Here is a 12,450-nt window from a genome sequence, read left to right as displayed (position 1 = left end):
GGGTGAGGTCGGGCGCGAGGAAGGGGTTGGCCATCTGCCGCGCCTCGATCGAGGCCGGCACGACCTGCTTCTCGGCGAGGGCCGCGGGAACGACCGGCGCGACCTTTGGGGTGTTGTCGGTGATGATGAGCTCATCGGCGGGCAGCTCGGCGCCCGACTCGAGCAGCCAGTCGCGACGCATGCGACGGGCGACCGGCGAGGTGGCGGCGTCGACCTCGAGCAGCTGGATCAGCGAGGTGTCGCGCGCGGCGGTCTTGGCGAGGATGGTCGCCACACCGTCGAGGCGCTTGAGCAGCTCGGCACGCGCGGCGTCGGTGATCTCGGTGTCGGCCTTGACCCGGGCGCGCTCCTCGCGGACGAGGAAGGCGATCACCTGGAACTTGACGCGGTTGGTGGGTCCGAGCTTGCCGCGCTGCGCCTTGGCCTCGACCTCGCGCACCTTGCGCGCGAGGATCGGGATGACGGGGGCTTCGTCGTCTCGTCGGGATGACGTGGTCTTCCTGCGCCGCTGGCTCGAGCTACGGGCGGCGGTTGCCGTGGTCGGCATGCTCCTCCTGAGCGTGTCGTCCGGAACGGGTCCGGGACGTCCCGGCCAGTGGCCGGTGGATCAGTGACCCCGGGGGACATCACCCGGCACGCCGCCGGAGCGGCTGTGCCTGCGACCCGAACGCGCAGACCGGAACGGTGCGCGAGGGGGCGGATGGCGGGATCGCGTCCATTCTAGCCGTTCGCGGGCCGGTCATCCCCCCACGGTCGACAGAATGTCCTGCGTGTACCCCTCGGGGTTCACATTGATCCACGAGGTGGACACCCAGATGTCACCCATGATGGCCTGGGTCTCGCCGCGCTCGTAGGGTCGGTCCTCGAGCGAGACCCCGCGCTGTTCGATGCGGCACGTGATGGTCCCGTCCGCGTCGTCGCAGCCGAAACCCGAGCCGGTCAGCGCGTCGCGGATGGTCGCCGCCTGCGTCGCATCGACGATCGAGACGTTCGTCGCGAGCCCCCGGTCACCGGGCCCTCCCCACGTGCACCGCAGCGTCGGGATGGTCTGCAGCAGCTCGAGCAGCGGCGCCTGCGCGCTCGAGAGCAGCGTCACCTCGGGATCGTTGAGGGGGGAGATCTCGTTCTCGAGGGTCGACCGCATCGCCGCGGAGTACACGCCGTCGCACGAGGCCGGCAGCGCCGTCGCGGGCGTCGCACTGACCGTCGGGGTGGGCGTCGCCGAGGAGGTCTGCGAGGGCGCGGCCGACGAGGACACCGGACCGGCCGACGGGGCGGCGGTCTCGGCCTCGGGGACGCACGCCGACAGGACGAGGGCGACAGCGGCGGCGGTGACGCCGGCGACGGCGACGCGGGCGAGGGGGGACATGCAACCTCCAGGGATCGCCTCGACCCTAACGCGGGGCCGGGGCGAACCCCGGGTGTCAGCCCGCGCGCCGCAGACGCAGGCTGTTGAGTACGACGAACACGCTCGAGAACGCCATCGCCGCCCCGGCCAGCATCGGGTTGAGCAGGCCGAGCGCGGCCAGGGGCAGCGCCGCCACGTTGTACGCGAACGCCCAGAACAGGTTGCCCCGGATGACGCGCATGGTGCGGCGGCTGAGGGCGACCGCGGTGACGATCCCGTGCGGGTCGTCGCGCATGAGGGCCACGTCGCTCGCGTGCAGCGCGGCATCCGTGCCCCCGCCCATCGCGATGCCCAGGTCGGCCGACGCGAGGGCGGCGGCGTCGTTCACGCCGTCTCCGACCATCGCGACGGTGCGCCCCTCGGCGCGCAGGGCGGCGATCTCGGCGACCTTCCCCTCGGGCAGCACCCCCGCGCGCACCCTCGGGATGCCGAGCTCGGCGGCGACGGCGCGGGCGACGTGGGGATTGTCGCCGGTGAGCAGCACCGGTTCCAGTCCCATCTCGCGCAGTCGGGCGACTGCCGCGGCGCTCTGCGGCCGTACCGTGTCGGCGATCTCGATGACGACGCGGACCGACGGCTGCCCCGCGGCATCCGCCCATCCGGCGACCACGACCGTGCCCCGCTGCTCTCCCGCCTCGACGGCGGCGGCGAGCTCGGGACTCAGCGCGGCGCCGAGCTCGGCGGCGAGCGCCGGCCGGCCGGCGAAGACGCGCACCCCGTCGACGATGCCGGTCACCCCGCGTCCGGGAAGCGCCTCGAGGTCGCGGGCCACCTCGCCGTCTCCGGCCGCCACGACGATGGCTCGAGCGATGGGGTGCTCCGACCCGCGTTCGACGGACGCGACGCGCTGCAGGGCGGCGTCGGCATCCTGCGCCCGCGCGGGCGTGACCCGCGTGACGCTCATGCGTCCCGCGGTGAGGGTCCCGGTCTTGTCGAGCACGATCGTGTCGATGCGCTCGGCGGATTCGAGCGCGGCCGGACCGGTGACCAGGATGCCGAGCTGAGCGGCACGACCGGTGCCGACCAGGATCGCGATGGGCGTGGCGAGGCCCAGGGCGCAGGGGCACGCGATAATCAGCACCGCGACGGCGGCGGTGAAGCCGGCGGCGATCGGCTGGCCGGCGACGAGCCAGGCGACGAGGGTGAGCACCGCCAGCACGATGACGCTCGGGACGAAGACGCCCGAGATGCGGTCGGCGAGCCGCTGCACGCGGCTCTTGCCGAGCTGAGCGTCCTCGACCAGGCGGGCGATGCGCGCGAGCCGCGTCTGCTCGCCCACGCCGGTCGCCCGCACGACGAGACGACCGCCCGAGGCGATCGTGCCGCCGGTCACCGTCGAGCCGGGTCCGACGTCGACGGGGAGCGACTCCCCGGTCAGCATGCTCTCGTCGATCGAGGCGCGTCCGTCGACGACCACTCCGTCGGTGGCGACGGTCGCACCGGGGCGGACGACGAACTCGTCCCCCACGGCGAGCCGGGCGATGTCGATACGGCGGCCGTCGGCGAGTTCGGCCTCGCGCGCGCCGAGATCGAGCAGTGACCGCAGCGCCGCTCCCGCGCGGCGCGTGGAACGCTGCTCGATCACGCGCCCCAGCAGCAGGAAGACGGTCACGGCGGCCGCGACCTCGAAGTACACGACCGAGGTCGCGTCGTGCACGGGACCGAAGAGCATGACCTCGTGACGGATGCCGATCCGCCCGGCCGAGCCGAAAAACAGGGCCCAGACGCTCCACAGGTACGCGGCGAAGGTGCCGAGGGTGATGAGCGTGTCCATGGTGGCGGCGCCGTGGCGGGCGTTGCGCAGGGTCGCGCGGTGGAAGGGCCAGCCACCCCAGAGCACGATCGGGGTCGCGAGCACGAGCGACATCCACTGCCACCCGGGGAACTGCAGAGCCGGGATCATTCCGACGGCGATCACCGGGACGGCGAGGACGAGCGAGACCCACAGGCGCACCCGCAGGGGGGTCGTCCCGGGGACGTCGGCGGTCTCGTGCACGTGCGCATGCTCGCTCTGCGCGGGTCGCGCGTCGGCGCCCGGTGCCACGTCGCCCCCGGTGACGGCATCCAGCTCTCCCCCGGGGACCGTCACCTCGACCGGCTGCGGCGGCACGGAGGCCGTTCGCGGCCGCACCCGCGCGTCGTAGCCCGCCGCGCGGACCGCGTCGACGAGAGCCGTGGTGTCGAGGGCGGCCGGATAACGCACCCGCGCGGTCTCGGTCGCGAGGTTCACAGCGGCATCGACCCCGTCGACGCGGCGGAGCTTCTTCTCGACGCGGGCGACGCAGCTCGCGCAGGTCATGCCCTCGATGTCGAGCACCGCCTCGGCGGTCGCTCCCCTGTCGGTGTCGTCGATCATGACGCCTCCTCTGCTCATCGCCGATAACACGATACCCCCAGGGGGTATTCCATCCTCGGCGAGGGCCTTGTCCACCCCCCGCCCAGACGTCGGCGGCCGACCCTACGCTGGGCACGTGGCCGAGCCGATGACACCCGAGCAGCGCGTGGTGCTGACGATCGCCGTCCTGGCATCCTTCGTGTCGTTCCTCGACGGCACGGTCGTCAACGTCGCCCTGCCGGCCATCGCGCGCGAGCTCGGGGGCGGACTGTCCACGCAGCAATGGGTCGTCGATGCGTACCTGGTGACGCTCGGCGCCTTCATCCTCGTCGCCGGTTCCCTCAGCGACGTCCTCGGACGCGTCGTCGTGCTGCGCATCGGCCTGCTCGGCTTCGGCGTCGCCTCGGTCGCGATCGCGGCCGCCCCCTCCGCGGAGTTCCTCATCGCCGCGCGAGCTCTTCAGGGCGTCGCCGGGGCCCTGCTCGTGCCGAGCTCGCTCGCCCTCATCACCTCGACGTTCCGCGGGCCGCCGCAGGCGCGCGCGATCGGCATCTGGACCGGCGCGACGACCGTGGCCATGCTCGCGGGCCCGCTCATCGGGGGGATCTTCGTCGACACCCTGTCGTGGCGGCTGGTCTTCCTCGTCAACGTCCTGCCCATCGGTGTGACGCTGTGGCTGCTCGCCCGCCTCGGCCACCGCGATCACCGCCGGCCCGGAGCCCGCGTCGACGTGCTCGGGGCGGTGCTGTGCGCCGCGGGGTTGGGAGGGGTGGTCTTCGCCCTCATCGAGCAGCCGAATCTCGGGTGGGCCTCGCCCGTCATCTGGGCGCCCGGCCTGATCGGCGCGGCCTCGTTCGCGGGCTTCCTCGTGCGCCAGCGTCTGGCGCGTCAGCCGATGATGCCGCTCGACCTGTTCCGCTCGCGCAACTTCTGGGCCGGTAATCTCGCCACGGTCTTCGTCTATGCGGCGCTCTCGCTCAACGGGTTCGTGCTCAGCGTCTACCTGCAGCAGGGGGCGGGACTGCCCGCGACGCTCGCGGGACTGGCATCCCTGCCCAGCACCATCCTCATGATCGCGCTCAGTTCGCGCATGGGCGCGCTGTCGGGACGCCTCGGACCGCGCCTGTTCATGACCCTCGGCCCCCTGGTCATGGCGATCGGCGCGCTGCTGCTGCTGAACGTGCGGAGCGACTTCGACTACTGGGCGCAGGTGCTGCCGGGGGTCGTCGTGTTCGGGCTCGGTGTGACCGCCACCGTGTCGCCGCTCACCGCCGCGGTGCTCGGCGCGATCGACTCCGAGCGGTCGGGCATCGCCTCGGCGGTCAACAACGCCGTGTCACGCGTCGCGGGTCTGCTCGCGATCGCCGCGGTGTCGGCGGTCGTGGGCGGGTCGCTCGACCTGGACGGCTTCCACCGCGCCGCGATCTTCGTCGCCGTGCTGATGGTGCTCGGAGCGGCGACGTCGTTCCTCGGCATCCGCAATCACCTGTCGCGCGCGGACTGATGGCCGCTCAGCGCAGGATCGCGCGCGAACGCTCGACGTCGTCGGCCATCTGCACGAGGAGCGCATCGATGCCGTCGAAGGCCGTCATGCCCCGCACGCGTTCGACGAAGCGCACCTCGACGTGGTGGCCGTACAGATCGAGACCGGTCTCGTCGATCACGTACGCCTCGACCTGCCGGGAGTGCACGTCGTCGAACGTGGGATTGGTGCCCACGCTGATGGCTGCGGGATAGCTGATGCGCCGCGCGCCGTCGACGTCGATCAGCCATCCGGCGTAGACGCCGTCGGCCGGGACGAAGCCCTCGAGATCGGGCGAGAGGTTGGCGGTCGGGTAGCCGAGCTCGCGTCCCCGCTTGAGACCGTGCACCACCTCGCCCCACACCGAGGGGGCCCGCCCGAGCAGGCGGGCCGCGGTCGAGATGTCGCCCGCCGACAGCGCCTCGCGGATCCACGTCGACGACACGCGCCGGTCCAGGTGCACCGCGCGCACGTCGTCGACGATGTCGACGCGGAAGCCGTGCTCGGCCCCCATACGCTCCAGCAGCGCGGGGTCGCCCGCTCCCCCGGCGCCGAAGCGGAAGTCGCGACCGACCAGCACCGTCCGCGCCTCGAGGGCGTCGACCAGGATGCGGCGCACGAACTCCTCGGCGGGGATCGAGGCGAGCGCCTCGTCGAAGGTGAGCAGCAGCGTCGCGTCCACCCCGGCGCGCTCCAGAAGTTCGAGCTTCTGGTGCGGCCCGATGACGTCCGGGGGGCACTTCTCGGGCCGCAGGACGCTCAGCGGGTTGCGGTCGAACGTGACCGCCACGACGCGCGCGCCATCCGAGGCGTCGACCCGCGCGCGGTCGATGACGGCGCGGTGTCCGGCGTGCACGCCGTCGAATTTGCCGATCGCGACGACCGAGGGACCGAATCGCGCGGGTACCTCGGCCGGATCGCGGAACACGATCACGACGCCGACCGGCGGTGCCGCACGAGCCACCAGAGCCCGAGGAAGGGCAGGACGAGCGGGATGAACAGATAGCCGTAGCCGTACACCGACCACACCGTGGGGTGCTGGAACAGCGCCGGCAGCACGAGGCTCAGGGTGCCGACGACGAGGACACCGACCAGTTCGAAGCCGATCGCGACCCACGCGACGCGGTACCACGCCGGTCGCGCCGAGAAGACGAGCGCGAGGGTCGCGAGGATGTAGACGACGGCGGCGAGGGCGGACAGCGTGTACGCCAGAGGGGCGTCGTCGAACTCGCGCACGATCTGCACGAAGGACCGGCCCGTGGCGGCGAGCGCCATGATGCCGTAGACGACGACGAGGACACGGCCGATGCCGGTCATCCCCCGGGAACGGGTGGGAGTGGTGGATGCCATGACCCCTCCATTCTAGGCGCCCCGGCGCCGTGGCATCCGGTGCCGTCAGGCGACCTGCACCGTCCAGATCACGTGCATGCGCCACACCATCACGGCGACGGCCAACGCCGCGACGCCCATGATGACCGTGCTCCAGCGGCTGCGCTCGATGAGCGCCCACGCCACTCCCGCGATGGGAACGAGCGCGGCGGACAAGAGGTAGGTCCAGAACTCCAGCAGGCTGCCCGAGGGGGCGTTGCCAGCGAAGGGGGCGATGATCGCCACGACGATCTGCACGACGAGCAGCAGTTCGATGAGGGCGAGCGCACCGACCGTGACGTCCCCGGGGCGACGGCCGATGAGCCCCGCGGCGACCGCCACGACCCCGGCGAGCACGGCCAGACCGACCTGCGCGAGCGTGAACCACAGGATCATCGAACGGCCTCCTCGGGCATGTTCATGACGCTCTTGAGCTGCGCCCCCCGCTTCTCGACGACGCCGATGAGACGGCCGTCGGGGTCGATCGCCGCCGCGACGGCGCCCGTGAGTCGTCCGCCCCCGTCGATGCGCTTTCCGTGCCGCAGATCACGGGCCTCGTCGGCTCCCACGGCGAGAGCGCCCATGACGACCGCCGCGGCGGTCGCGGGCTCGATGAGCGCCGCGTCGTCGAGGTCGTCGACGGATGCCGCGGCCGCGACGTCGAACGCGCCGATGCGCGTGCGGCGCAGCGCCGTGAGGTGCCCGCCCACGCCGAGGGCACGCCCGAGGTCGCGCGCGAGGGCGCGGATGTAGGTGCCGCTCGTGCAGTCCACGACGACGTCGAGCTCGATGGCGCCGTCGCGGCGACGCGCCGAGAGCACGTCGAAGCGCGGGACGGTCACGCGTCTCGCCTTCAGCTCGACCTGCTCGCCGGCTCGGGCGAGGTCGTAGGCACGACGCCCGTCGACCTTGATGGCCGACACGGTGCTGGGCACCTGGTCGATCTCGCCCGTCAGCGCGGCGATGCCGTCGCGGATGGCCGCATCGCTCACGGCGGCGATGGTCGCGGCATCCGCTCGCTCGATCTCGACCCCGTCGGCGTCGTCGCTGTCGGTCGACACCCCCAGCAGGATGGTCGCCTCGTAGGTCTTGTCGGCCCCGACGATGTAGGTGAGCAGCCGCGTCGCGCCCTCGACGCCGAGCACGAGCAGGCCCGTCGCCATGGGGTCGAGGGTGCCGGCGTGCCCGATCTTGCGGGTGCCGAGCGCCCGCCGCGCGCGCGACACGACGTCATGACTGGTGATGCCTCCAGGCTTGTCGACCAGGAGGATGCCGGGGCGCACCATCAGCAGAAGTCCCCGAAGACCTGCACGGGGTGCGCGGGGTCGGAGTTCTCGACGATGACGGATGCCGCCGCCCTCGGCCGGACCGTGCGCAGGTACTGCTTCTCGGCATCCGGGAGCTCGGGCCGGGGGGCGCCGATCGGCGGATTGCTCTCGAGCCAGATCGAGAAGTTCCACAGACCCCGCACCTCGGCCGCGTGCAGGAAGCGCCCCGACACGACCAGGATCGCGTCGGCGGGGGCGACGTCGCCGGAGCCGAACGGCTCGCCCGCGCGGAAGGGCGCGATGAGCCGCTCACGGACGCCGAGCGCCCCGTCGGCGAGCGCGACGTGGAAGACGGCTGTGCCTTCGACGGCGACCCCTTCTTCGAAGGCGCGGGCGAAGTCCGCCGCGGCCGCCGGGTCGAGCGCGTCGACGGCCACCACGATGCGCCCGGAGCGGTTGTTCTGCCGCAACAGGGCGATGAGGCTCTGCTGCAGGGTCTCGACGGCGTTCTCACTCGACATGCCTCCAGCCTACGATCGACCGCCGACACCGGACCGCTGCCGCCGCCCCACGACAGCCCGGGCGCGGCGCCCACAGCCGCCGATAAACGCTCTCTGTGCTGATGAACGCGGAGAGCCCGCGTTTCTCAGCACGGAGGGCGTTTATGAGTGAGATCCGGCCCTGCCCGCGACCGTAGGCTGGACGGATGCCAGGACTCGCCGCGCCGCTCATCGACTGGTATCGCGAGGCCGCGCGCGACCTGCCCTGGCGCCGGGAGGGCTTCGGTGCCTGGGGCACGCTGGTCAGCGAGTTCATGCTGCAGCAGACGCCGGTCGCCCGCGTCATCCCGCACCTCGAGGCCTGGTTGACGCGCTGGCCCGCGCCGGCCGACCTGGCGGCGTCTCCCCCGGGCGACGCGGTCACCCAGTGGGCGAACCTGGGGTATCCCCGGCGGGCGCTGTGGCTGCACCGCGCGGCCGTCGAGATCCGCGACCGGCACGACGGTGTCGTCCCCCGCGACGTCGACGCCCTGCTGGCCCTGACGGGCATAGGCGACTACACCGCGCGGGCGGTCGCCGTGTTCGCGTACGGGGACCGGCATCCCGTCGTCGACACCAACACCCGCCGGGTGCTCGCCCGCGCCGTCGAGGGGCGGGCGCAGCCGGGCCCGCCGCACCGCCGCGACCTCGAGCGGATGGATGCCGAGCTCCCCGCCGACGTCGCCGAGTCCGCGATCGTGAACGCGGCGGCGATGGAGCTGGGCGCGATCGTCTGCACCGCGTGGTCGCCGAAGTGCGAGGTCTGCCCCCTGGCCGAACAGTGCGCCTGGCGGGCGGCGGGATATCCGGAGTCCGAGGACCGGCGTCGCAAGCAGGCCGCCTACGAGGGCAGCGACCGGCAGGCCCGCGGTGCGGTGCTCCGGGTGCTGCGCGCCGCGGCTCCGGCGGCCGTTCCGCTGTTCGCGGTTCTTCCGGACTGGCCGGATGCCGCCCAGCGCGATCGCGCGATCGACTCCCTCGTGGCGGACGGCCTCGCCGAAGCCGTCGACGAGCAGCTTCGCCTGCCGGGCCACCCGACCCCCTGACGGGCCGACGGCCACCCGGAACGCGAAAGGGCCGGACGCCGCCCGCTCGGGGTGGCATCCGGCCCGTCGGCCCGCTCGCTCAGGTGCGCGCGGCCTCTTCGTCTTCTTCGTCCTCGTCGTCGTCGAGGTCGTCCTCGTCGTCGTCTTCGCGAGGCTTCACGTACGGGTCGGCGTCGCCGGCGTAGGCGGCCGAGGCCGCCAGACCGGCCACCGACTCGTCGCGCTCGCGCGCCTCGCGCAGCAGCGCCGAGATGTGGTCGGCGTTCTCGGGGATGCCGTCGAGGATGAACTCGAGAGAGGGGGTGAGCCGCGTGTTGAGGTGCTTGCCGACCTCGCTGCGCAGCATTCCGGTCGCGGACTTCAGCGCCGCGGCGGTGTCGGCGCGGTGCGCCTCGTCGCCCATCACGGTGTAGAACACCGAGGCGCGCTGCAGGTCACCCGTCACCCGCACGTCGGTGATCGTGACGAATCCGAGCCGCGGATCGCGCAGCCCCTTCTCGAGGCGCTCCGCGAGCACCACGCGAATGCGGTCCGCCACGCGTGCCTGTCGTTCCCCTGCCACTGCCTTCTCCTTCTTCGCAATACCGCCACGGATGACGAAGCGGGAGCCGCGCCCGAAGACGCGACTCCCGCCAGGTGTGATCAGCCTCGCGGCTTCTCGACCATTTCGGTCGTTTCGATCTCGTCGCCGATCTGGATGTCGTTGAACTTGCCGAGGCCGATACCGCACTCGAAGTCCGTGCGGACCTCGGTGACGTCGTCCTTGAAGCGGCGCAGCGACTCGATGGCCAGACCGTCGGCCAGCACGACACCATCGCGGATGACGCGGGCCTTGGCGTTGCGCGTGATCGTTCCCGATCGCACGATGACACCGGCGATGTTGCCGAACTTCGAGGAGCGGAACACCTCGCGGATCTCGGCGACACCCGACTGCACCTCTTCGAACTCCGGCTTGAGCAGGCCCTTGAGCGACTGCTCGACGTCGTCGATCGCGTTGTAGATGACCGAGTAGAACCGCACGTCGACACCCTCGCGGGCGGCGCGCTCACGGGCCTTCGTGTCGGGGCGGACGTTGAAGCCGATCACGATCGCGTTGTCGATCGTGGCCAGGTTGATGTCCGACTCGGTGATGGCACCCACGCCGCGGTGGATGATGCGCAGCTGGACGCTGTCGTCGACCTCGATCTTGAGCAGCGACTCCTCGAGCGCCTCGACGGCACCCGACACGTCGCCCTTGATGATGAGGTTGAGCGACTCGACCTTGCCCTCTTCGAGAGCACGGGTGAAGTCCTCGAGCGAGATGCGCTTGCGGGCCTTGGCCAGCTGGGCGTTGCGCTCGGCGGCTTCGCGCTTCTCGGCGATCTGACGCGCGGTGCGGTCCTCTTCGGTGACGATGAAGACGTCGCCGGCGCGGGGCACCGAGTTCAGACCCTGCACCTGCACGGGGCGCGAGGGGTAGGCCTCTTCGACGGCTTCGCCGTTCTCGTCCATCATCGCGCGGACGCGGCCGTACGCCGTTCCGGCGACGATCGCGTCGCCGACGCGCAGGGTTCCGGACTGGATGAGCACCGTGGCGACCGAACCGCGACCCTTGTCGAGCTTCGCTTCGATCGCGACACCGCGGGCCGCCTTGTTCGGGTTGGCCGTCAGGTCGAGGCCGGCGTCGGCGGTGAGCAGGACCGCGTCCAGGAGGGCCTGGATGTTGAGGTTCTGTCGCGCCGAGACGTCGACGAACATGACGTCTCCACCGTATTCCTCGGCGACCAGACCGTACTCGGTGAGCTGCTGGCGCACCTTGGCGGGGTTGGCGTCGGGCTTGTCGACCTTGTTGACCGCGACCACGATCGGCACGTTCGCCGCCTGGGCGTGGTTCAGCGCCTCGACCGTCTGGGGCATGATGCCGTCGTCGGCCGCGACCACGAGGATCGCGATGTCGGTCACCTGCGCACCGCGGGCACGCATGGCGGTGAACGCCTCGTGACCCGGGGTGTCGATGAAGGTGATCGCGCGCTCGATGCCCTCGTGCTCGGTCCAGATCTGGTACGCACCGATGTGCTGCGTGATGCCGCCGGCCTCGCCCGCGACCACGTTGGTCTGGCGGATGGCGTCGAGCAGTCGCGTCTTACCGTGGTCGACGTGGCCCATGACGGTGACCACGGGAGGACGGATCTCGAGATCGTCCTCACTCTCGGCCTCGAGCTCGGCGTCGAGGTCGAGACCGAAGCCCTCGAGGAGCTCCTTGTCCTCGTCCTCGGGCGAGACCATCTGGATTTTGTAGCCGAGCTCCTCGCCGAGCACCTCGAAGGTGGCCTCGTCGAGCGACTCGGTCGCGGTGGCCATCTCGCCCAGGTTGAACAGGATGGTCACGAGCGTGCCGGGCTGCACGGTGTAGCCGCGCAGCGCCTCGAGCTTGTCCGCGAAGTCGGCGATGGAGGCACCACGACGCAGACGGATGATCTCGCCGTTGCCCTTCGAGACGTTGACGCCGCCGACGACCGGCGCCGACCGCATCTCGAATTCCTGCCGCTTCGCCCGACGCGACTTACGCTGCTTGGACTTGCCGCCACCCTTGCCGAAGGCGCCCGCGGTACCACCGCCGGGACCACGGCCACGGCCACCGCCGCCGCCGGGACGACCGGCGAAACCACCGGCCGGAGCGCCGCCACCGGGGCGCTGGAAGCCGCCGCCGGCACCGCCGGGACGACCGGGACCGCCGGGACGCTGCTGGAACGGGGCGCCGGGACGACCGCCACCGCCGGGGCGACCGGCGCCGCCGGGACGCGGGGCGCCGGGACGCGGGGCACCCGGGCGCGGAGCCTGGGGACGCGGGATGTTGCCGGGGGTCGGGCGCTGGCCCATGCCCTGCGCCGAGGCGAAGGGGTTGTTGCCCGGGCGGGGGCCGGCGGGACGCTGACCCATGCCCTGCGACGACGCGAAGGGGTTGTTGCCGGGGCGCGCTCCACC

11 protein-coding genes and 1 pseudogene are annotated in these 12,450 nt (G+C 72.0%); 2 read left to right on the top strand and 10 right to left on the bottom strand.

Annotated features, from left to right (window positions below):
* The 3 genes and pseudogenes from DBR36_RS01270 to DBR36_RS01260 form a co-directional block, all read right to left on the bottom strand.
* Positions 1 to 547 (bottom strand): annotated as a pseudogene (locus tag DBR36_RS01270) (ATP-dependent helicase); the annotation flags it as partial.
* A gap of 192 nt (positions 548 to 739) precedes the next feature.
* Positions 740 to 1,369 carry a hypothetical protein gene (locus DBR36_RS01265; protein WP_108317221.1) on the bottom strand — a complete coding sequence of 210 codons (630 nt, stop codon included), beginning with the start codon at positions 1,367 to 1,369 and terminating at the stop codon, positions 740 to 742.
* A gap of 55 nt (positions 1,370 to 1,424) precedes the next feature.
* Positions 1,425 to 3,764, bottom strand: a complete 2,340-nt coding sequence (locus DBR36_RS01260) for a cation-translocating P-type ATPase (RefSeq protein ID WP_108317220.1) — start codon at positions 3,762 to 3,764, stop codon at positions 1,425 to 1,427.
* Between the two features lie 127 nt (positions 3,765 to 3,891).
* Between DBR36_RS01260 and DBR36_RS01255 the strand changes: the two genes are divergently transcribed.
* Positions 3,892 to 5,247 (top strand): MFS transporter, encoded by a 1,356-nt coding sequence (locus tag DBR36_RS01255; protein ID WP_108317219.1) that lies wholly within the window; start codon positions 3,892 to 3,894, stop codon positions 5,245 to 5,247.
* A 7-nt stretch (positions 5,248 to 5,254) separates the two neighbouring features.
* Here DBR36_RS01255 and DBR36_RS01250 read toward each other — a convergent pair whose 3' ends face one another.
* Genes DBR36_RS01250 through DBR36_RS01230 form a run of 5 tightly spaced genes read right to left on the bottom strand, consistent with a single transcriptional unit; the run spans position 5,255 to position 8,422 of the window.
* A complete protein-coding gene (locus tag DBR36_RS01250) occupies positions 5,255 to 6,199 on the bottom strand; it encodes a bifunctional riboflavin kinase/FAD synthetase (RefSeq protein WP_108317222.1) in 945 nt (314 codons plus the stop codon).
* The gene (locus DBR36_RS01245; protein ID WP_108317218.1) at positions 6,196 to 6,615 is read right to left on the bottom strand and encodes a hypothetical protein; all 420 of its coding nucleotides are present in this window, start codon (positions 6,613 to 6,615) and stop codon (positions 6,196 to 6,198) included. The genes DBR36_RS01250 and DBR36_RS01245 overlap by 4 nt, the downstream gene beginning before the upstream one ends.
* A gap of 45 nt (positions 6,616 to 6,660) precedes the next feature.
* A complete protein-coding gene (locus tag DBR36_RS01240) occupies positions 6,661 to 7,029 on the bottom strand; it encodes a hypothetical protein (RefSeq protein WP_108317217.1) in 369 nt (122 codons plus the stop codon).
* Entirely contained in the window at positions 7,026 to 7,919 is an 894-nt protein-coding gene (gene truB / locus DBR36_RS01235; RefSeq protein WP_108317216.1) for a tRNA pseudouridine(55) synthase TruB, read from the bottom strand. The genes DBR36_RS01240 and truB overlap by 4 nt, the downstream gene beginning before the upstream one ends.
* Positions 7,919 to 8,422: a hypothetical protein gene (locus tag DBR36_RS01230; RefSeq protein WP_108317215.1), complete on the bottom strand. Its 504-nt coding sequence runs from the start codon at positions 8,420 to 8,422 to the stop codon at positions 7,919 to 7,921. The genes truB and DBR36_RS01230 overlap by 1 nt, the downstream gene beginning before the upstream one ends.
* Positions 8,423 to 8,607: 185 nt before the next feature.
* Between DBR36_RS01230 and DBR36_RS01225 the strand changes: the two genes are divergently transcribed.
* Complete coding sequence (locus DBR36_RS01225; protein ID WP_108317214.1) at positions 8,608 to 9,486, top strand: A/G-specific adenine glycosylase; 879 nt, start codon at positions 8,608 to 8,610, stop codon at positions 9,484 to 9,486.
* Positions 9,487 to 9,565: 79 nt separating this feature from the next.
* Here DBR36_RS01225 and rbfA read toward each other — a convergent pair whose 3' ends face one another.
* Both rbfA and infB read right to left on the bottom strand, forming a co-directional pair.
* On the bottom strand, positions 9,566 to 10,048 hold the full coding sequence (gene rbfA / locus DBR36_RS01220) for a 30S ribosome-binding factor RbfA (protein WP_108317213.1): 483 nt from the start codon (positions 10,046 to 10,048) through the stop codon (positions 9,566 to 9,568).
* An 80-nt stretch (positions 10,049 to 10,128) separates the two neighbouring features.
* A partial coding sequence (infB, locus tag DBR36_RS01215) for a translation initiation factor IF-2 (RefSeq protein WP_108317212.1) occupies positions 10,129 to 12,450 on the bottom strand: 2,322 nt, incomplete at its 5' end.

The organism is Microbacterium sp. HMWF026 (genome assembly GCF_003061325.1).
Classification (GTDB): domain Bacteria; phylum Actinomycetota; class Actinomycetes; order Actinomycetales; family Microbacteriaceae; genus Microbacterium; species Microbacterium testaceum_E.
The sequence above is the reverse complement of the archived record's forward strand: the minus strand, read 5'-3'. Positions and strand labels throughout refer to the sequence as shown.